Raw genomic sequence first — 21,455 nt, forward strand, 5'->3', positions numbered from 1 at the left:
GCGGCGAATTATAGGCTTCCAGAATCTGCCGTCAACTCTTAATTCTGCTTTTCTATCAATTAGTTAGAATTGATTAAAAAACCACCACCACTTATAGGAACGCCATGAGTGCCCTCTATATAGAAGGAATCATTCAGACGATGCCCGCCTCCTTCAACGCAGCCACATTAGCTGCCCCTAACCCCAAAATCCCCTGCAGCACCTGAAGCGTGTGCTCCCCCAGGAGAGGTGGTGCATTTCGATATTCCACTGGCGTCTTGGACAAGCGTATCGGGCTGGCAACCTGAGGCACCATCCCCGCCAGCGCATGGGGAAGCTCCATCGCCAGGCCGCGCGCCTGGACCTGAGGATCGGAGAAAACTTGCGCCAGATCATTGATCGGTCCACACGGCACGCCCACTCGCTCCAATTGCGACACCCACTCAGCCGTTGTCTTGAAGACAGTCGCCTGGCGGATCAACGGAATCAGCGCAGCACGGTTGGCCACTCGCGCCTGGTTAGTGGCGAAACGCGGGTCATCCCCCCATTGCGGCTGCCCAGCAACTTCAGCGAACTTGCGGAACTGGCCGTCATTACCCACCGTCAGGATGAAATCACCATCAGCCGTAGGAAAGTCCTGATACGGCACGATGTTCGGATGCGCATTGCCCAGGCGTTTTGGCGAGACTCCGGTGGTCAGGTAATTCATCGCCTGATTAGCCAGGCAAGCCACCTGCACATCCAGCAGCGCCATATCGATATGTTGCCCACCGCCATCATGATCGCGGTGAGCCAACGCTGCCAGGATCGCGACGGTCGAATAGAGTCCCGTGAGAATATCGGTCAATGCCACACCGACTTTCACCGGCCCTGCGCCCTCATCACCTTCAGGCCGGCCGGTCAGGCTCATCAACCCACCCAGCCCTTGAATCATGAAGTCGTAGCCGGCACGCGCGGCATAAGGCCCCGTCTGCCCAAAGCCCGTGATCGAGCAGTAGATCAACTCAGGATTTATCTCCTTGAGCGACTCGTAATCCAGCCCATAAGCCGCCAGACCACCCACTTTGAAGTTCTCGATCAGGATGTCTGACTTGGCCGCCAGATCACGCACCAGTTTCTGCCCTTCAGGCTTAGTGAAGTCGATGGTCACCGATTCTTTATTTCGGTTGGCGGACAGATAGTACGCCGCCTCACTGGTATTTTCGCCGTATGCGTCCTTGAGGAAGGGCGGCCCCCAGGCGCGCGTGTCATCACCGCTGCCTGGCCTTTCGACCTTGATCACCTCGGCCCCAAGGTCCGCAAGAATCTGCCCGGACCAAGGGCCCGCCAGTACACGCGATAAATCCAGTACCCGCAGGTGGGAAAGCGCGCCCATGTCCGTGCTCCTATTAATAGAACGCCTGAAGACCGGTCTGTGCGCGCCCAAGAATCAAGGCATGCACGTCGTGGGTTCCCTCATAGGTATTGACCACTTCGAGGTTGACCAGGTGGCGCGCCACCCCGAATTCGTCGGAGATGCCGTTGCCGCCCAACATATCGCGGGCCATGCGGGCGATGTCCAGGGACTTGCCACACGAGTTACGCTTCATGATCGATGTAATCTCGACCGCTGCGGTCCCCTCGTCTTTCATCCGCCCCAGACGCAGGCAACCTTGCAGAGCCAAGGTGATCTCGGTCTGCATATCGGCCAGCTTCTTCTGGATCAACTGCGTTGCAGCCAATGGCCGACCAAACTGCTGACGATCCAGGGTGTACTGGCGCGCGGTATGCCAGCAGAACTCAGCAGCCCCCAACGCCCCCCAGGAGATACCGTAGCGCGCCGAATTCAGGCAAGTAAAAGGCCCCTTCAAGCCACGCACATCCGGAAAAATGTTCTCGTCCGGCACAAACACGTTATCCATGACAATTTCGCCGGTAATGGACGCTCGCAAGCCGACCTTGCCGTGAATCGCCGGGGCGCTAAGGCCCTTCCAACCTTTTTCCAGGACGAAACCACGGATATCGCCTGCATCATCTTTGCCCCACACCACAAACACGTCGGCTATCGGGCTGTTGGTGATCCACATCTTCGCGCCGGTCAGGCTGTAGCCGCCATCTACCTTTCGCGCACGGGTAATCATCGCGCCCGGATCAGAACCATGGTTGGGTTCGGTGAGCCCGAAACAGCCAATCCATTCTCCGGACGCCAATTTCGGCAGGTATTTTTGTTTTTGCGCCTCGGTGCCGAACTCATTGATCGGCACCATGACCAGTGACGACTGAACACTCATCATCGAACGATAGCCGGAGTCGACACGCTCCACCTCACGCGCAATCAGCCCGTAGCTGACGTAGTTCAAGCCGCTGCCACCGTACTGCTCGGGAATCATCGCCCCCAGCAAACCGGTTTCTCCCATCTCACGGAAAATAGCGGGATCAGTCTTTTCATGACGGAAGGCTTCGAGCACGCGAGGGGCCAGCTTGTCCTGAGCAAACTGCTCGGCACTGTCACGCACCATGCGCTCCTCTTCGGTGAGCTGTTGATCCAGCAGCAGTGGATCGATCCAGTTGAAGCTTGCCTTGCCAGCCATGAATAAGTCCTCGCGGATAAAAACTGAAGTCGTGATTCAGACTAGGCCGGCCACGCGCAGAGGGCAAACGAGGTTTCTGCATAGGGTTGTGCTAATTTCTCACTCCGTAATACTCGAAAAGCCCATAAATGCGCCTTATCTGTGAGGGCAACGTACATGCGCAGAAAAATCCCTAGCACCACCGCGCTTATCAGCTTCGAAGCGGCAGCCCGTCACGAAAGCTTCACCAAGGCGGCACAGGAGCTTTCCATCACCCAAGGCGCCATCTGTCGACAGATCGCCAGCCTTGAGGAGTTTTTAAGTGTCGAACTGTTTCGCCGCTCGCGTCGCGGGGTGAAGCTGACAGAGGCAGGGCTCTCTTACAGCCGCAGAGTTGCTACACAGCTGGACGCCGTAGAGCGCGACACCCTCTCGGTCATGGGTCAGCAGGGCACCAACGCCATCGAGTTGGCGGTGGTACCGACCTTCGGCACGCAATGGCTGATTCCACGCCTCAAGGACTTTCAGGACCGGCACCCGGAGGTGACCGTGAATCTGACCAATCGGACACGCCCGTTCCTGTTCGCCGACACCGCGTTCGACGCCGCGATCTACTTCGGCGATGCCGATTGGTCCGGCACAGAGTCACACCGGCTGATGGGAGAAAACCCTGTCCCGGTGTGCAGTCCACACTTACTTGGAGGCCGCGCGCACTTAACTCCTCAAGAGATCGCCGAATTACCGCTGCTACAGCAGACAACACGCCCCTATGCCTGGCGTCAGTGGTTCAACGCGCAACAGCTGAGTCTGCCTCGCGACATGACAGGCCCTCGATACGAGCTATTCTCGATGTTGTCCCAAGCGGCTATGCATGACATGGGCATCGCACTGATACCACCCTTCCTCATCCAGCGCGAGCTGAAGGAGCAGCGACTGGTGATTGCGAGCACCGAAACGCTAAGCAGCGAAAAGGCGTACTACCTCATGATTCCCGATAAAAAAGTCGAATCGGCCTCCCTACACGCATTCAAGGACTGGCTGATTGAACAATCAAAGCGCTATAACCCCGGCATTTAAAGGATAAAGCTGCCTTGTTGACCCTGTAGTCAGGTTAATTTGAATCCTACAGATATACGTATATGTCGCATTTAGACAGTCTGTACCGGTTGAGCAAAAACAAGGCTCAAAGCCATGATCTACATGGCTTGTAGCGACTAATACCAGCCTATAAGCGACCATTCACATCGGCGATTGGAAAACATCGAATAAATACCCTTGACCCTTTAAAGACTTGTATTTAAAGAGGTTATTCAAGGCGGTTGCGACAATCAGTCACAGGGTGACTTGTAGTTAATTTTTCGTCACCCGTCATAATCTCTTGAAGGCCGTAAAGTTCGCCTGCAAAATGCCGCGCCCCGCTGTCATTTCAGCGGGATCGTGCTGATCGGTCGCCCCAGTTGCGCCACTCGCGGTGCACTGGCCTTTTTACAAAAAGATCAAAAGCAAAAAGATCATGCAGGAGATTTGACGTGCACATTGGTGTTCCTCTCGAAACCCAGACCGGTGAAACGCGGGTGGCTGCCACCCCGGAAACCATCAAGAAGCTGATCGGCCAGGGCCATAAGGTCACTGTACAAAGCGGTGCAGGCATCAACGCCAGCATCGTCGACAGTGCTTATGAAACGGCAGGCGCAACCATTGGCAGTGCCAGCGATGCGTTCGGCGCCGAGCTGATCCTCAAGGTGGTTGCCCCCAGCGACAGCGAACTGGCGCTGATCAAAAGCGGCACCGTATTGGTGGGCATGCTCAATCCGTTCAGCAACGAAACCATCGCCAAGCTTGCCGAATGCGGCATCACCGCCTTCGCCCTCGAAGCCGCGCCACGCACTTCACGGGCCCAAAGCCTCGACGTGCTGTCTTCGCAAGCCAATATCGCCGGTTACAAGGCTGTGTTGCTGGCCGCTCATCACTACCCGCGCTTCATGCCGATGCTGATGACCGCCGCCGGCACTGTGAAAGCTGCGCGCGTGTTGATCCTCGGCGCCGGTGTCGCGGGCCTGCAAGCTATCGCCACGGCAAAACGCCTGGGCGCGGTCATCGAAGCGTCCGACGTCCGTCCGGCGGTAAAAGAGCAAATCGAATCCCTGGGCGCCAAGTTCGTCGACGTGCCCTACGAAACCGATGAAGAGCGTGAATGCGCCGTCGGTGTCGGCGGCTACGCGCGCCCGATGCCCACCAGCTGGATGCAGCGCCAGGCCCTGGCCGTGCACGAACGCGCGAAGCAGGCCGACATCGTCATCACCACCGCACTGATTCCAGGCCGCAAGGCACCTACCCTGCTTAGCGCCGATACCGTCGCGCAGATGAAACCCGGCTCGGTGGTCATCGACCTCGCCGCAGCTCAGGGCGGCAACTGCCCGTTGACCGTCGCTGACCAAGTCGTGGTGGAAAACGGTGTGATCATCTGCGGCCCGACCAACCTGGCAGGCGCTGTCGCCGCAGATGCCTCGGCCTTGTACGCGCGCAACCTGCTGGACTTCCTGAAGCTGGTCTTCACCAAGGAAGGGCAGTTTGAAATCAACCTCGAAGACGACATCGTCGCCGCGTGCCTGATGTGCCGCGACGGCCAAGTCATCCGCAAAAACGCCTAAGCAGGGATTCAGACGATGGAAGAGCTTATCTCCCCCGGTATCTACAACCTGATCATCTTTGTGCTGGCGATTTATGTCGGTTACCACGTGGTCTGGAACGTTACCCCCGCGCTGCATACGCCATTAATGGCAGTGACAAACGCGATTTCCGCGATCGTGATTGTGGGCGCCATGCTGGCCGCCGCCCTCACCGTGACGCCGTTGGGCAAGACGATGGGCACCCTGGCGGTAGCTTTGGCTGCGGTTAACGTGTTCGGCGGTTTCCTGGTTACGCGTAGGATGCTTGAGATGTTCAAGAAGAAAGCGCCCAAAGCTGTGAAAGAAGAGGTGCAGAAGTAATGAGCATGAATCTGGTGACGACGCTCTACCTGATCGCGTCGATCTGCTTCATCCAGGCCCTCAAAGGCCTGTCGCACCCCACCACCTCCCGACGCGGCAACCTGTTCGGCATGCTCGGCATGGCACTGGCGGTGCTGACCACCGTAGGCCTGATCTATAAGCTCGGCGCGGAGCTGGCCACCGCCGGTATCGGCTACGTCATCGTCGGCCTGCTGGTCGGCGGCACGGCCGGCTCGATCATGGCCAAACGCGTAGAAATGACCAAGATGCCGGAGCTGGTGGCGTTCATGCATAGCATGATCGGCCTGGCAGCGGTGTTTATCGCGATTGCAGCGGTCGTCGAGCCGCAATCCTTGGGTATCGTCAAACACTTGGGCGATTCGATCCCGGCCGGTAACCGCCTGGAGCTGTTCCTCGGTGCCGCCATCGGTGCTATCACCTTCTCCGGCTCGGTGATCGCATTCGGCAAGCTGTCGGGTAAGTACAAGTTCCGCCTGTTCCAAGGCGCACCGGTACAGTTTGGTGGGCAACACAAGCTGAACCTTGTGCTCGGCTTGGCAACCCTGGGCCTGGGCCTGGCGTTCATGTTCACCGGCAACCTCACTGCGTTCGCGCTGATGCTGGCCCTGGCCTTCGTGCTGGGCGTGCTGATCATCATCCCGATCGGCGGCGCCGACATGCCGGTAGTGGTATCGATGCTCAACAGTTATTCCGGCTGGGCAGCGGCGGGCATTGGTTTCTCGCTGAACAACTCGATGCTGATCATCGCCGGCTCCCTGGTCGGCTCCAGCGGCGCGATCCTGTCTTACATCATGTGCAAGGCGATGAACCGCTCCTTCTTTAATGTACTGCTGGGCGGTTTCGGCAATACGCCAGACGCCGGTGCAGCAGCTGGCTCGAAAGAAGCTCGGCCGGTGAAGTCCGGCTCGGCCGACGACGCTACCTTCCTGCTGACCAACGCCGACACGGTCATCATCGTGCCGGGCTATGGCTTGGCTGTCGCACGGGCACAACACGCGCTTAAAGAGCTGACCGAGAAGCTCACCCATCGCGGCGTCACCGTGAAGTACGCGATCCACCCGGTGGCGGGCCGTATGCCTGGACATATGAACGTGCTGCTGGCCGAGGCCGAAGTGCCTTACGACCAGGTGTTCGAGATGGAAGACATCAACTCTGAGTTCGGCCAGGCTGACGTGGTGCTGGTGTTGGGCGCCAACGATGTGGTCAACCCGGCGGCCAAGAACGATCCGAACTCACCGATTGCCGGTATGCCGATCCTCGAGGCGTTCAAGGCCAAGACCATCATCGTCAACAAGCGCTCGATGGCCAGCGGCTATGCAGGCCTGGATAACGAGTTGTTCTACCTGGACAAGACCATGATGGTCTTCGGTGATGCCAAGAAGGTCATCGAAGATATGGTCAAAGCCGTCGAATAACACTGCGCCAGCGCAATACCCGAAACCCTGGCCTCACGTAGGCTGGGGTTTTTTATTAGCGGATGAAACCCGACCAAAGGCTCTAAATCGCCACCTGGCATTCGACCATGGTAGCGGGCCGAAACTTTTTGAAATCACTACACTGCCCACCTTGCTTCCGTAGCCTGAGATAACAATTCATGTACCGTGATCGTATCCGCTTGCCTTCGTTGTTGAACAAGGTCATGAGCGCGGCAGACGCCGCTGCACTGATCGAGGACGGCATGACCGTCGGCATGAGCGGCTTCACCCGCGCCGGTGAAGCCAAGGCCGTCCCCCACGCCCTGGCCGAACGCGCCAAGACTTCGCCCCTCAAAATCACCCTGATGACCGGCGCCAGCCTGGGCAACGACCTGGACAAGCAACTGACTGAAGCTGGCGTACTGTCGCGACGCATGCCGTTTCAAGTCGACAGCACGCTACGCAAAGCGATCAATGCTGGCGAGGTGATGTTTATTGACCAGCACCTATCGGAAACCGTCGAGCAACTGCGCAACAACCAGCTCAAGTTGCCGGACATTGCGGTAATCGAAGCGGTCGCCATCACTGAACAAGGGCACATCGTGCCCACCACGTCCGTAGGCAACTCAGCCAGCTTCGCAATTTTTGCCAAGCACGTGATCGTCGAGATCAACCTCGCGCACAATCCGAACCTGGAAGGGCTGCATGACATCTATATCCCGACCTACCGGCCGACGCGCACGCCTATCCCGCTGGTGAAGGTCGACGACCGCATTGGCAGCACTGCGATTCCGATCCCGCCAGAGAAAATCGTCGCTATCGTGGTCACTAACCAGGCCGACTCTGCCTCAACCGTGACGCCGCCTGACGGTGACACTCAAGGCATCGCCAACCACCTGATCAACTTCCTCAAGCAGGAAGTTGACGCCGGACGCATGACCAACAAACTCGGCCCGCTGCAAGCCGGGATCGGCAACATTGCCAACGCGGTGATGTGTGGCTTGATCGATTCGCCCTTCGAAGATCTGACGATGTACTCGGAAGTGCTGCAGGATTCGACCTTCGACCTGATCGACGCCGGTAAGCTGAGCTTCGCATCCGGCAGCTCGATTACCTTGTCGGAGCGCCGCAATGCCGACGTTTTCGGCAACCTGGAGCACTACAAAGACAAGCTGGTACTGCGCCCACAGGAAATCTCCAACCATCCTGAAGTGGTGCGCCGCCTGGGCATCATCGGTATCAACACCGCGCTGGAGTTCGATATCTACGGCAACGTCAACTCCACCCACGTCTGCGGCACGCGGATGATGAATGGCATTGGCGGCTCCGGGGACTTCGCGCGCAACGCGCACCTGGCAATCTTTGTCACCAAATCGATTGCCAAGGGGGGCGCGATTTCCAGCGTGGTGCCGATGGTCAGCCATGTGGACCACACCGAACATGACGTGGACATCCTCGTCACCGAAGTGGGCTTGGCCGATCTGCGCGGCCTGGCACCGCGGGAGCGTGCGCGGGTGATCATCGACAACTGTGTGCATCCGGCCTACCGCGACGCGCTCAATACTTACTTCGAAGCCGCCTGCGCCATCGGTGGGCACACGCCGCATATCCTGCGCCAGGCACTGAGTTGGCACATCAACCTGGAAGAAACCGGGCATATGCTCAAGGCTTGATGAATACAGATCCGAGCTGATGCAACTACAGTTTCATCAGCTCGGCAGCCTAGCCAGTGTCTATGCAAAAAACTGTACTACTGTACCGCTCATTTCCTACTTAAATATCCCACAACTCATCTTGAAAACACCAATTTCGCACCTTTTGGGTGCGCACAGGTACAGTTGCCCCATTTCCGTACCGTACAGCCGTATTAAACAGTTAACTGGCCCCTCACAATACAGGTGAACTGTATCTAGAGAGTCTTGCGCCGGGGGAGGATCATTAGCATCAGTTAAACCACTACCTAATCCCGCCACAAGCGGAAGGATGTCATCATGGAACGTACACTCAGTTCCGAACTGTTCTTCGAAGAGAAAGCTGTAAACACCAACGCTTCCCTGCCTTTGCGCGTTCTCGCCAACCTGATGTTGTGGCAGCGCCGCATCTCCAGCCGCCACCAATTGGCTCGCCTGGATTCGCGTCTGCTGGCTGACGCCGGTATCAGCGAAGCTCAACGCTACGAAGAGCTGAGCAAGCCGTTCTGGCGCTAAGCAGCGCCCGCTGGCCCTGACCCACCGGGTCCACCGCCAGCACTCTGATTTGTTAAAGCAAAGCCCGCCCCGGGTAACCGGAGGCGGGCTTTGTTGTTTCTGCGAAAGGGCATTGAATCGGTAGGATTTCCACCTACAGGTACAGTTTTAATAAAATTATTATTAACCAGTACAGTTAAATTACAGGCTTCCTGTTGCACCGGTCCAAGCCTAATATCCACTCACCACGTGGCGAACCCTGTAGAGCGAGCGTCTGATGCTCAACAGTCCCAGTCCGTCTCACTGTGGCCGCGTCGCGCCACCTTATTTCGTCTACAGGAGTTACCCCATGTCCCGCCTTCGCCTGCTGTGCACCGCCGCTGTGCTGACCCTGGCCGCCAACGCTAACGCGAGCAGCTTCATCATGACCACCGACTCGATCGTTGGCGCCCTGAAAGCCACTTCCGACGCCACCTCCGATGCGACCTCCTCCCTGCGCGACAATAAGGTCGTACAGGCCGCCCGTGATGACGCAGCCAGCTTCGTCGCCAGCGAAGGCGCTATCCGTGGCGTGAAACTGGAAAGCGCCCTGGCCCACATCCGCCAGCAAGCGCCGCAACTGGCCATCGCTACCGATGCACAGCTGGCACAGGCAATCCTGGCGATCTGATCTGCGGCAACAGACGGGAGCGCCTGCCGCTCCCGAATGCCTCGGCGCTGGCCCTCGCCTGGTCATTGCGCTAGCCTTGGCGCTCGTTTTCAGTTGTCGAGTCCCATGGCTTTTTCATACCGCCTGTTGATTGTTCCCGTACTGTTTTGCGCCTGCTGGTCACCCTTGGCTTTGGCCATGGATGTGTCCACCCAGAGCACCGTTGTCAGCGTGTATGCCACCGGCAAGGTGACCTCTGCGCCGTTCGACAACAAGTTGGTGATGGCCGCTCAGGATGATGCTGCCGCTTTCATTGCCACTGACGGCCAATGGCGGGGCGCACGCCTGGAGTCCGCGCTGGATTATCTGCGCCACAGTCGGCCAAAACTTCATGCGAGCGACCTTGAACTGGCGCAAGCAATTCTCGTCCAATAGTTATCTTTGTATTTCGGAGTCACTCGATGCGTAGCCCGTTGATCGTCGCCGCCCTCGGCCTGCTGTTTTTGGTCGATGTCGCCCAGGCGCAAACCTTGAAGGCCACCAGCAACATCATCGTGCGTGCGTCGGCGCGCACCATTGATTTCACCTCAGACACCACCACGTCCATCCGCGACTCCAAAATCGTGCGCGAAGCCCACGACGACGCCGCCAGCTTCGTAGCCACAAATGGAGAGATCCGTGGTGCCCAGCTTGAAGCTGCGTTCGATACCCTTCGCACCCGCGTGCCAGAAGCCCGTGATGCCAGCGACCAGACCCTCGCCGAAGCTATCCTCGCTCTGTGAGGCGCATCAAAACCTGGCTCCTGGCCGGGGTTGTGCTGTTGTGTGCAAGTACAGCCCAGGCCAGCCTGCAACTGCGGCTCAAAACCGATGGTTTGAGCCCGGCCGAACAGCAGGCCAGCCAGGCATTGCTCGATGAAGCGCTGCGCGCCTTGCCGCCACGTTTTGTCGAGCAATTGGATCGGCGGATTGATGTCGGCTGGACCGACAAGATGCCTGAAAATGCCTATGGCCAGGCGTCCCTGGTGTCCGAGCTGGACCTTAATCAAAACCTGCTCGCCAGCCTGACCGACGGCAGCGCCGCCACCCTCAAAACCAATCGCCCCCACGGCACCGTGCGCCAGGAATTGCTCGCCACGGTGCTGCATGAACTGACCCACATCTATGACCGCGCACGCCTGTGGCCCAAAGACGAGCGCGCACTGATCCAGCGTTGCAGTCGCCAGAACAACATTACCGGCTTGATCGGCCTGCCCGATCAATGCCGTGGCCAGAACGACCGGCGCTTCACTCTCAGTGATGATCCCCGCCTGCTGGACCTCGCCGGCTGGCCACAATATGTCGGCCGCCGCGGCGAGCGTGAACAGCATAACAATCAGGTGGTGCGCAGCCCGGACATCTACGAAACCACCAGCCCGTTGGAGTTCGTGGCGGTCAACATGGAGTACTTCCTCCTCGACCCCAGCTACGCCTGCCGACGCCCCGCGCTGTTCCGCTATTACAAGGAACATTTCGGCTGGGCGCCGCCCGAACAGCAACCCTGTGCCAAGACATACCCGTTCCTGAACGCCGGCAATGACTTCGCCAAGACGCCACTGGGGCAAATAGACCCGGAGCGGGTGTATGAAATCGACTACCTGCTCGCCGAAGCCAACCAGAATCTGGTGAGCCGCTGGGGCCATAGCATGCTGCGGCTGGTGATCTGCGCGCCAGGTCGCCCGCGTGGCCCTGACTGTCGGCTGGATCTGGACCGCCACCTGGTGCTGTCCTACCGCGCCTTCGTCGGTGACGTACAGCTGTCGAGCTGGGATGGCCTGGTGGGCAAGTACCCGTCGCGATTGTTCGTATTGCCGCTGGCCCAGGTCATCGATGAATACACCAAGACCGAATTACGAGGCCTGGCGTCGGTACCGCTGAAGCTCAACCGCCAGGAAATCAACGACACCGTCGAGCATGCGGCTGAAATGCACTGGAGCTATGACGGCAACTATTTCTTTATCTCCAACAACTGTGCGGTTGAAAGCCTGAAACTGTTACGCAGTGGCAGTGCCAACCCGCAACTGACCGGCCTGGACAACATCACCCCCAACGGTTTGCTGCAAGTGCTCAGCGCACGTGGCCTGGCCGATACCAGCGTATTGAATGACAAGCGTGAGGCGTTGCGCCTGGGGTACCACTTCGACTCATTCCGCGAACGCTACCAGGCGATGTTCGATGTACTGCGCAAGCGCCTGCCGATCAAGCAGACCCAGGTCGAAGACTGGCTGGCCCTGGATGCGCAAGCGCGCCGCCAGTGGTTCAGCCAGGCCGACCTGCGTACCAGCGCTGCATTGTTGTTGCTTGAACAAGCCAGCTATCGCAAGCAACTGATGCTCGCTCAGGACGAAGTCAAACAGCGCTATCTCAATGCCCGCGAGCTGAAAAATGGCGGCATGGAGAAAGCCAACAACACGCTGCAACAGATCCTCGCCAACAGTGGCTTTCTCAGTCGCCCGGCCGAGTTGCTCGACAGTGGCGGCTATGGCCTACCGCAACCTTCGGAAGCCAAGCGCCTGGAGTCGGAGAGCGCCGAACGTCAGAAGCAGTTGCAATCATTGACCGGCGAGCTGGATAAAGAGGTGAGGGCGCTGCTCGATCCGGCCCGCGCTGCCGAGATTGCGGCGTGTGAGGCCAACCTCAAGCAGTTGGGTGAGCATCTGCGTGCGCTGCATAAAGCGGCCGGCGGCCTCGAACTGCCCTAAAAACATAGCGGTACACAATCAGATTGTGGGAGGGGGCTTGCTCCCGATAGCGGTGTATCAGTCACTGGAAATATTGACTGAACTCCAGCTATCGGGAGCAAGCCCCCTCCCACATTTTTATCTGCATGAGCCTTAAAACCGTGTGTCACCAGTTTCTCCAGCGAAAGCTGGCTGAAAGCTTACCCGTCTAGGATCGCCCCAACTGCCGGCAACAGACCGGCTGTAAACAACAACAATGGTGATTCCCGATGTCCGCTCGTACCCGCCTGTTCGCACCCACTCCACCCGTACGCCTCGTGCCTTTCGTTCTGCGCTGACCCTCACCCGGTTCGCCATTCCCTAGCCGCGCTACGCCTGGAGTATTCCTATGCTGACTTTCCTTGGCTTTGCCATGGTCATCACGTTCATGTTCCTGATCATGACCAAGCGCCTGTCTGCGCTGATCGCCTTGATCATCGTGCCCATCCTGTTTGCACTGTTCGGCGGTTTCGCGCCGAAGATCGGCCCAATGATGCTCGAAGGCATCACCAAGCTCGCGCCAACTGGCGTGATGCTGATGTTCGCCATCCTCTACTTTGCCTTGATGATCGACTCCGGCCTGTTCGACCCGGCCGTGCGCAAGATCCTCAAGATGGTCAAGGGCGACCCGCTGAAAGTCTCGGTCGGCACTGCCGTGCTGGCTTTGGTGGTATCCCTGGACGGTGATGGCGCCACCACCTACATGATCTGCGTCGCCGCCATGCTGCCGCTGTACCAGCGCATAGGCATGAGCCCGCGGATCATGGCCGGTCTGATCATTCTCGCCGGCGGTGTAATGAACATGACACCCTGGGGTGGCCCGACGGCTCGTGCGGCCAGTGCGTTGCATGTTGATCCGTCCGACATCTTCGTACCGATGATTCCGGCCATGGCCGCTGGCGTCGTGGCGATCCTGGTAATTGCCTACATGTACGGCAAGCGTGAGCGCGCACGCCTGGGTGAACTGCACCTGCAGGGCGACGAGATCGACCACAGCGAAATCAGCGTGTCGCAATTCCCCGACGCCCGCCGCCCGAAACTGATCTGGTTCAACGGCGCCCTCACCCTGGCCCTGATGTGCACCCTGATTGCCGGCCTGTTGCCGCTGCCGGTGCTGTTTATGGTGGCGTTCAGTATCGCGATGATCGTCAACTACCCGTGCCTGCAACAGCAGAAAGACCGCGTCGCGGCCCACGCCGGCAGCGTCTTGGCGGTCGTCGGATTGATCTTCGCCGCCGGGATCTTCACAGGCATCCTGTCGGGCACCGGCATGGTCGACGCCATGTCAAAAAGCCTGCTGGCGGTCATCCCGGAAGCCATGGGCCCGTACCTGGCAGTGATCACTGCGCTGGTGAGCATGCCGTTCACCTTCTTCATGTCCAACGATGCGTTCTATTACGGCGTACTGCCAGTATTGGCCGAAGCGGCCAGTCACTACGGCATCACCGCGGTAGAAATGGCCCGTGCGTCGATCGTCGGGCAACCCGTGCACCTGCTCAGCCCGCTGGTACCTTCGACTTACTTGCTGGTGGCGCTGGCGGGTATTGAGTTCGGCGACCACCAACGCTTCACCTTGAAGTGGGCAGTGCTGGTATGCCTGTGCATAATGTTCGCCGCATTGCTGATGGGGATTTTTCCGCTGTTCAGCACTCTATAATCGTACTGACTCACCGCGCGGCGCTACAGCTTGCGCGGTTTAACACTTGCTCAAAGGAATACACATGGAATGGCTGACCAATCCGGAAATCTGGATTGCCTTCTTCACCCTGACGGCTCTCGAGATCGTCCTGGGCATCGATAACATCATCATGATTTCGATCCTGGTCAGCCGCATGCCCAAGCATATGCAGGCGCGCACCCGGATCTTCGGCCTGGCACTGGCCATGGTCACGCGCATCCTGTTGCTGCTGTCGATCACCTGGGTCATGCAACTGACCGCCGACCTGTTCGTGGTGTTTGGCCAGGGCATTTCCGGCCGTGACCTGATCCTGTTCTTCGGTGGCCTGTTCCTGCTGTGGAAAAGCTCCCAAGAGATGTACCATGCCCTGGAAGGGGAAGACGAAACCAACGACGAGCCCAAAGGCGCCGGTGGCAAGTTCATCTACACCATCATCCAGATCGCCATCATCGACATCGTGTTCTCCCTGGACTCGGTGATCACCGCCGTCGGCATGGTTTCCCATGTGCCGGTGATGGTAGCTGCAATCGTCGTGGCCGTACTGGTGATGATGCTGGCTGCCGGCACCATCAGCGAGTTCATCGACAAGCACCCGTCGCTGAAAATGCTGGCGCTGTCGTTCCTGCTGGTGGTGGGTACCGTGCTGATCGCCGAATCCTTCGACGTGCATGTGCCAAAAGGCTATGTCTACTTCGCCATGGCGTTCTCGCTGGCAGTGGAAGCGGTGAACATCAAGATGCGTACCGCCATCGCCAAAAAGAAGAAGCAGCAGGATCCAGTGAAACTGCGTAAAGACATTCCGGGTCAATAAACCTGACCCGCTGCTGAAATGGGGCGCTTGCGCCCCATTTTTTCGTCTGCCAAAAAGCTGATTTCATGACAGTTTTGTTTCAATCCCCACTTTAGCTATGCGATGCTGGCGCAGAGCCCATTCGCCAACTACAGCTTAAGTACAAGACGTAGAACGGCACGCGGTAACTTTCCTTCGCTCCTCCTGGAGCGCACCCACACGGGGGGCCGAGCATGCTGACCCTGCTCAATCTGCTTTCCGCCGTGACCCTGCTTATCTGGGGCACGCACATCGTCCGTACCGGCATCCTGCGGGTCTACGGCTCCAACTTGCGCCAAGTCATCGGGCAGAACATGTCCAAGCGCTGGCTGGCCTTTATCGCCGGGATCCTGGTGACCGCCATGGTGCAAAGCAGCAACGCCACGGCGATGCTGGTCACTTCCTTTGTCGGCCAGGGTTTGATGAGCCTTACACCGGCCTTGGCCACCATGCTTGGCGCCGACGTCGGTACCGCGCTGATGGCGCGGGTGCTGACCTTCGACTTGTCCTGGCTGTCGCCGCTGCTGATCTTCCTTGGGGTGATTTTCTTCCTGTCGCGCAAACAGACGCGGGCAGGGCAGTTGGGCCGGGTGGGGATCGGCCTTGGGCTGATCATCCTCGCGCTGCAATTGATCGTCGAGGCCGCCGGGCCCATCACCCATGCCCAGGGCGTCAAGGTGATCTTCGCCTCGCTGACCGGCGATATCTTGCTCGACGCCTTGGTCGGCGCGCTGTTCGCAATGATTTCCTACTCCAGCCTCGCAGCCGTGCTGCTTACGGCCACCCTGGCCGGCGCCGGCGTGATCGGTTTGCACGTGGCCATCGGCCTGGTGATCGGCGCGAATATCGGCAGCGGTGTGCTGGCATTTCTAAGCACCAGCATGCAAAACACCGCCGGCCGCCAAGTGGCCCTGGGCAGCCTGTTGTACAAACTGATCGGCCTGTTGCTGATCATTCCTGTGCTTGACCCGCTCGTGGGCTGGATGGACGGTCTGGACTACAGCGCACAAGGCATGGTCATCACCTTTCACCTGCTCTATAACGTCACGCGCTGCTTGATTCTGCTGCCCACCATTGGCCCTATGGCGCGGCTGTGCGCCTGGCTGTTGCCCGAGCGCGAAGAAACCAATGGCAAGGCCAAACCACGCCACCTCGACCTGGCCGCGCTCACCACGCCGAGCCTGGCCTTAGCCAACGCCGCGCGAGAAACCCTGCGTCTGGGTGACCTGATCGACAATATGCTCACCTCCATGCAGGAGGTGCTGCGCGGTAATCAAACCGCAATCACCCAGCAAATGCGCAGCCTCAGCGATGATGTCGAGGCGCTCTACAGCGCGATCAAACTCTATCTGGCGCAAATGCCCCGTGAAGACCTGAGCGAACAAGACAACCGCCGCTGGGCGGAGATCATCGAGCTGTCGATCAACTTGAAGTTGGCAGGTGACTTGATCGAACGCATGTTGCGCAAGGTCCAGCAGCAGAAAACCTCGCAGCGGCGGCAATTTTCCGAAGTGGGCCTGGAAGAACTCAGCGGTTTGCACAGCCAGCTGATCGCCAACCTGCGCCTGGGTCTGTCGGTGTTCCTCAGCGGCGACCCGGAGAGCGCTCGCCAATTGCTGCGTGAAAAGCGCCGCTTCCGCGCCCAGGAACGTCGCCTGGCTCACGCCCACGTCAGCCGCCTGCAGCGCAAGATCGTACAGAGCCTGGAAACCAGCTCCCTGCACCTGGAGCTGATCGCCGACATGAAACGCTTGAACTCGTTGTTTTGCAGCAGCGCTTATGTAGTCTTGGAAACGTCCGACACTGGCGCACTCTCCACCGAAGATATTGCCGACATCACCCATTCGCCCTGAACGTACGACGGCCAGTGAAGTCAGTTAACAATGGACCTCACTCGCCAGGAAGCTTGTTATGCGTCGCCTGTTACTCGCCTGCCTGCTTCTAGGATCGGCACACACCTTTGCCTTCGACCGTCAGCAAGTCGAGGGCTACACCTTGCCCAACGGCCTGCAGCTGCTGCTCAAACCGGGCACCGAACGCGGGCACGTGGCCATCCGCCTGGTGGTCGGCGTGGGCCTGGATGATTTCGGTTGCGAAGACAAAGAGCTGCCCCACCTGTTCGAACACCTGCTGTTCAGCGGCATCGACGGCGGTGGCGAAGGCGACCTCGAAGACCGCATGCAAGCGTTGGGCGGCGAATGGAACGCCTACACCAGCAACGCCGACACCACATTCGTCATCGAGGCCCCCGCGCACAACCAACGCAAGGTGCTGGACCTGCTGCTGGCAATCCTGACCCGCACGCAGTTGACCGATGCCAATATCAACGCCGCCAAGCAGGTGGTCGAGCGCGAAGACGGCGGCCATTATTCGCACCTGCAACGTTTGCTGGATCGCCAAGACCTGGGCCACAGCGCCAGCAACCAATTAGCCGTCGAGTTGGGGCTCAAATGCGCCGAACGCGCGCAGGTCGGCCACCTGACCCGCGATCAGTTGGAGAAACTGCGCAAAGCCTGGTACGCGCCCAACAACATGACCCTGATCGTCGTCGGCGATCTGGACAAGCTGCTGCCAGCCTACCTGGAACGCACCTACGGCCAGCTCGACCCGGTAGACCCGAGCGAGCATCGCCCGCTGCCGCAGATCCAGCACACCGCCGCCCGCCAGCGCGACCTGGTGCATGGCTGGGTCGGCGATGGCGCCAAACTGCACTGGCTGTTCCCCGAGCCGGTGCTGGACGACCAGCATGACGAAACCTACGACCTGCTCAAGGACTATCTCGATTGGGCGCTGTATCGACAACTGCGTCTGAAGCACGGTTTGTCCTACGGTCCGTGGAGCGAACGCGAAGTGCTGGGCGGCGTAGGCTTCCTGAGCCTGAACGCCGACCTCGAACGGGAAAATCTCCCTGAAGCCGAGCAAGTCTTGCAAGACCTCAAGGCCCAACTGCTCAAGGACGGCCTCGACCCGAAGGTGTTCACTCGCCTGCAGCAGGCTGCCATTGCCCGCCAAGCCTGGGCGGTACAGGGCAACAGTGCGTTGGCCGATTATTACTGGAGTGCCGCCGGCGACTACGCTGACGGCCGCTTCAGCGACCCGGCCAAGCGCATCAAGGCAGTGAGCCTTTCGCAAACCAACCAGGCGATGCGCGAGGTCTTCAAGCAACCGGGCTACTGGCGCATCGAAAAGCCGTTGTTGAGCTATGACGCCCTGACCTGGATAGGTGCGGGCGTGCTTGGGCTCATCGCCATAGTGTTGATTGGCGTTCGGCGTTATCGCCAACGGATCATGGAATGAAGCACCGAGCCCAGCGCTAAGACGTTATTCTGTCTGGGATTTTTTCCTACAAAGACTGCGAACCGCCGAATGCCAAACCTGACCCATCTAATCCAGCGCATCCTCGAACTGATCAAGCGCTACCCAGGGGTAATTGCACTCGGCGGTTTTATCTCGGGTGTGGGCAGCTTCATCCTGGTGGACCGCCAGCAAGGCATGGCCAGCTGGATCGCCGTCATCATGCTGGTCAGTTGGTTGTGGCTGATGCTGGAAAACAGCTTCACCCAACTGTTTGCCAAGCTCTTCAAGCGCGAGATCCCGGAACCGCTGCTGCGCTATGCCACGCAGATGATCCACCAGGAAAGCCTGTTCTTTGTGCTGCCGTTCTTTTTCGTCACCACCGCCTGGAACAGCGGCCAATCGCTGTTCACCGGCCTGCTCGGCGCGGCGGCACTGGTGTCGATCATCGACCCGCTGTACTACAAGTGGCTGGCGCCCAAGCGCTCGCTGTTCCTGGCCCTGCACACCCTGACCTTGTTTGCCGCATTGCTCACCGCGCTGCCGATTATCATGCACCTGACCACTGCCCAGAGTTACAAGCTGGCGCTGGGCGTGGCCATGGCGCTGTCGATCCCGAGCCTGGCGGTCAGCCTGCCGCTGCGCAGCCTCAAAGGCTGGGCGATGCTGCTGGGGGTCACGGCGGCGATCGGATGCGCCGGCTGGTTCCTGCGCAGTTGGGTGCCGCCGGCCACCCTGTGGATGACCGAAGTCGCCATCAGCACCCAACTGCAGGACCGCACCCCGGGCGATGACCTCAAGGAGGTCACCGCCGACCAGTTGCGCAGCGGTGGCCTCTACGCCTACACCGCAATCAATGCCCCACGCGGGCTGGATGAGCGGATCTACCATGTGTGGAAATTCAACGGCAAGGAAGTCGACCGCATTGCCCTGGATATCCATGGTGGGCGCAAGGAGGGCTATCGCGCCTGGACGCACAAGCAGAATTTCCCGGGCGACGCAGCGGGGCGCTGGCAAGTGCAGGTCCTCACCGAGGACGGCCAGGTGATCGGCGTCTTGCGCTTCAAGGTGATCGACACAGCACAAGCGGACAACCCAAAGTAGGTCAGATCGTGCTATTACGTAGCCATTGTGGATAGCCAAACAAGCTCGGAGCTTATGACCACTCGCACGACCGCCGGCGCAGCCCATCTTGATACGTCCAGCACCCCGCCTTCGCTGCGGATTACCGGCGACTGGACGCTTGCCCACTACGCCAACCTGAAAAAGCTGTCGGACACACTCGACGGCCAATACGACGCCGGCGCCCGAATCGACCTTAACGGCCTCGGTGCGCTGGATACCGCCGGCGCGTCACTGCTGGTCGAGCTGCTGGGCCCCGACCGCATCCAGCACTGCGCCGAGCAGACCGATTGCAGCCTGTCGGCCGCCGACCGGGCGCTGCTCAAGACGGTCTACCGCTCCCTCAATGATTTTTGCGTCCCGCTCAAAGAGCCGGAAGAAAGCGCCGGCATCCAGGTGCTGGCCCGTATCGGCCGCGCGGTGGACACCGTCTGGCAAGACGCCAAGAAACTCCTGGGTTTTATTGGCCTGATCCTTGAGACCTTCGTCCGCGGGATGTTTCGACCCAAGCGCTGGCGCCTTACGCCGATGGTCGCCCATATCGAACAGACCGGTCTCGATGCCGCACCTATCGTGGCCCTCCTGACCTTTCTGGTGGGCGCGGTGGTGGCGTTTCTTGGCGCCACCGTGCTCAAGAGTTTTGGCGCAACGATTTTTACCGTGGACCTGGTGGCGTTCTCTTTCCTGCGCGAATTCGGCGTGCTGCTCACCGCGATCCTGATCGCTGGCCGTACCGCCAGTGCGTTCACCGCGCAAATCGGCTCAATGAAGGCCAACGAAGAAATCGACGCCATCCGCACCCTGGGCCTGGACCCGATGGAGCTGCTGGTATTGCCGCGGGTTCTGGCGCTGCTGGTGGCGCTGCCGATGCTGACTTTCCTGGCGATGCTCTCGGGGATTGTCGGCGGCGGCGTGGTGTGTGCGGTGGCCCTGGATATTTCACCGGCGATGTTCCTCTCGCTGTTGCAATCGGACATTGGCGTGCAGCACTTTTTGGTGGGCATGGTGAAGGCGCCGATCTTCGCTTTCCTGATCGCGGCCATTGGTTGCCTGGAAGGCTTCAAGGTCAGCGGCAGCGCCGAATCAGTCGGCGCGCACACCACCTCCAGCGTGGTGCAATCGATTTTTGTGGTGATCGTGCTGGATGCGGTCGCCGCGATGTTCTTCATGGAGATGGGCTGGTGAGTCGTCTACACCGTGCGCCCACTGAGGCGGTGATTGAAGTGCGCGGCTTGTGCAACCGCTTTGGTAGCCAGAGCGTGCATGAAAACCTCGACCTGGATTTATACAAAGGCGAGATTCTGGCAGTGGTCGGCGGCTCCGGCAGCGGCAAGTCGGTGCTGCTGCGCAGCATCGTCGGCCTGCGTCGGCCCAGCGAAGGTGAGGTGCGGGTGTTCGGCAAGAATCTGCCCAGCCTGCCTGAGCACGAACGCTCGCTGGTGGAGCGGCGCTTTGGCGTGCTGTTCCAGAAGGGCGCGCTGTTTTCCTCGCTGACCGTTACCGAGAACGTTGCCCTGCCATTGATCGAACATGCCGGCCTCAGCCGCGCCGACGCCGAGCACTTGGCGGCAGTCAAGCTGGCCCTGGCCGGGCTACCCCTGTCGGCCGCCGACAAATACCCGGCTTCGTTGTCCGGCGGCATGATCAAGCGCGCGGCCCTGGCCCGTGCGCTGGCACTGGACCCGGACATCCTGTTTCTCGATGAACCCACCGCTGGCCTCGATCCGATTGGCGCAGCGCAGTTCGACCAACTGATCCTGACCCTGCGCGATGCGTTGGGCTTGAGCGTGTTCCTGGTCACCCACGACCTCGACACGCTGTACACCATCACCGACCGCGTGGCGGTGCTGGCGCAGAAGAAAGTGCTGGTGGCCGACGCCATCGATGTCGTCTCGGAAACGGACGACGCCTGGATTCACGAATATTTCCACGGCCCCCGGGGCCGCGCGGCATTGGATGCCGCTCAATCGCTCAACGAGGTATGA

General features: G+C 59.5%; 19 protein-coding genes. 17 read left to right on the top strand and 2 right to left on the bottom strand.

What is annotated here, in order from left to right; translation table 11 throughout:
• Positions 1-133: 133 nt before the first annotated feature.
• On the bottom strand, positions 134-1,354 hold the full coding sequence (locus JH25_RS13435; protein ID WP_032878530.1) for a CaiB/BaiF CoA transferase family protein: 1,221 nt from the start codon (positions 1,352-1,354) through the stop codon (positions 134-136).
• Positions 1,355-1,367: 13 nt separating this feature from the next.
• Positions 1,368-2,549 carry an acyl-CoA dehydrogenase gene (locus JH25_RS13430; RefSeq protein ID WP_005783512.1) on the bottom strand — a complete coding sequence of 394 codons (1,182 nt, stop codon included), beginning with the start codon at positions 2,547-2,549 and terminating at the stop codon, positions 1,368-1,370.
• A gap of 156 nt (positions 2,550-2,705) precedes the next feature.
• Here JH25_RS13430 and JH25_RS13425 point away from each other — a divergent pair, with 156 nt between their 5' ends.
• From JH25_RS13425 to JH25_RS13345, 17 genes are all read left to right on the top strand, one after another.
• Positions 2,706-3,605 carry a LysR family transcriptional regulator gene (locus tag JH25_RS13425; RefSeq protein WP_005783510.1) on the top strand — a complete coding sequence of 300 codons (900 nt, stop codon included), beginning with the start codon at positions 2,706-2,708 and terminating at the stop codon, positions 3,603-3,605.
• A 452-nt stretch (positions 3,606-4,057) separates the two neighbouring features.
• Positions 4,058-5,179: a Re/Si-specific NAD(P)(+) transhydrogenase subunit alpha gene (locus tag JH25_RS13420; RefSeq protein WP_005783509.1), complete on the top strand. Its 1,122-nt coding sequence runs from the start codon at positions 4,058-4,060 to the stop codon at positions 5,177-5,179.
• Positions 5,180-5,194: 15 nt separating this feature from the next.
• Positions 5,195-5,518: an NAD(P) transhydrogenase subunit alpha gene (locus JH25_RS13415; protein ID WP_005783507.1), complete on the top strand. Its 324-nt coding sequence runs from the start codon at positions 5,195-5,197 to the stop codon at positions 5,516-5,518.
• Positions 5,518-6,954, top strand: coding sequence for an NAD(P)(+) transhydrogenase (Re/Si-specific) subunit beta (locus JH25_RS13410; protein WP_005783504.1), 1,437 nt, complete (start codon positions 5,518-5,520; stop codon positions 6,952-6,954). The genes JH25_RS13415 and JH25_RS13410 overlap by 1 nt, the downstream gene beginning before the upstream one ends.
• A 179-nt stretch (positions 6,955-7,133) precedes the next feature.
• The gene (locus JH25_RS13405; protein WP_032878531.1) at positions 7,134-8,627 is read left to right on the top strand and encodes an acetyl-CoA hydrolase/transferase family protein; all 1,494 of its coding nucleotides are present in this window, start codon (positions 7,134-7,136) and stop codon (positions 8,625-8,627) included.
• Positions 8,628-8,945: 318 nt separating this feature from the next.
• Complete coding sequence (locus JH25_RS13400; RefSeq protein WP_005783500.1) at positions 8,946-9,161, top strand: DUF1127 domain-containing protein; 216 nt, start codon at positions 8,946-8,948, stop codon at positions 9,159-9,161.
• Positions 9,162-9,489: 328 nt separating this feature from the next.
• On the top strand, positions 9,490-9,810 hold the full coding sequence (locus JH25_RS13395; protein ID WP_032878532.1) for a DUF2388 domain-containing protein: 321 nt from the start codon (positions 9,490-9,492) through the stop codon (positions 9,808-9,810).
• 105 nt (positions 9,811-9,915) lie between these two features.
• The gene (locus JH25_RS13390) at positions 9,916-10,224 is read left to right on the top strand and encodes a DUF2388 domain-containing protein (RefSeq protein ID WP_032878533.1); all 309 of its coding nucleotides are present in this window, start codon (positions 9,916-9,918) and stop codon (positions 10,222-10,224) included.
• 26 nt (positions 10,225-10,250) lie between these two features.
• Positions 10,251-10,571, top strand: coding sequence for a DUF2388 domain-containing protein (locus tag JH25_RS13385; RefSeq protein WP_005783494.1), 321 nt, complete (start codon positions 10,251-10,253; stop codon positions 10,569-10,571).
• A complete protein-coding gene (locus JH25_RS13380; protein WP_032878535.1) occupies positions 10,568-12,529 on the top strand; it encodes a DUF7844 domain-containing protein in 1,962 nt (653 codons plus the stop codon). The genes JH25_RS13385 and JH25_RS13380 overlap by 4 nt, the downstream gene beginning before the upstream one ends.
• A 367-nt stretch (positions 12,530-12,896) precedes the next feature.
• Positions 12,897-14,204, top strand: a complete 1,308-nt coding sequence (locus tag JH25_RS13375) for a CitMHS family transporter (RefSeq protein ID WP_003187405.1) — start codon at positions 12,897-12,899, stop codon at positions 14,202-14,204.
• 64 nt (positions 14,205-14,268) lie between these two features.
• Positions 14,269-15,036 carry a TerC family protein gene (locus JH25_RS13370; RefSeq protein ID WP_005783489.1) on the top strand — a complete coding sequence of 256 codons (768 nt, stop codon included), beginning with the start codon at positions 14,269-14,271 and terminating at the stop codon, positions 15,034-15,036.
• A gap of 212 nt (positions 15,037-15,248) precedes the next feature.
• Entirely contained in the window at positions 15,249-16,907 is a 1,659-nt protein-coding gene (locus JH25_RS13365) for a Na/Pi cotransporter family protein (protein WP_005783487.1), read from the top strand.
• Positions 16,908-16,965: 58 nt separating this feature from the next.
• A complete protein-coding gene (locus tag JH25_RS13360; RefSeq protein ID WP_032878537.1) occupies positions 16,966-18,351 on the top strand; it encodes a M16 family metallopeptidase in 1,386 nt (461 codons plus the stop codon).
• Between the two features lie 69 nt (positions 18,352-18,420).
• On the top strand, positions 18,421-19,452 hold the full coding sequence (locus JH25_RS13355; RefSeq protein ID WP_005783485.1) for a DUF5924 family protein: 1,032 nt from the start codon (positions 18,421-18,423) through the stop codon (positions 19,450-19,452).
• Positions 19,453-19,506: 54 nt separating this feature from the next.
• Positions 19,507-20,655 (top strand): MlaE family ABC transporter permease, encoded by a 1,149-nt coding sequence (locus JH25_RS13350; protein WP_032878538.1) that lies wholly within the window; start codon positions 19,507-19,509, stop codon positions 20,653-20,655.
• Entirely contained in the window at positions 20,652-21,455 is an 804-nt protein-coding gene (locus JH25_RS13345; RefSeq protein WP_014716351.1) for an ABC transporter ATP-binding protein, read from the top strand. Before JH25_RS13350 ends, JH25_RS13345 begins: the two co-directional genes overlap by 4 nt.

The organism is Pseudomonas sp. BRG-100 (genome assembly GCF_000737955.1).
Lineage (GTDB): Bacteria > Pseudomonadota > Gammaproteobacteria > Pseudomonadales > Pseudomonadaceae > Aquipseudomonas > Aquipseudomonas synxantha_A.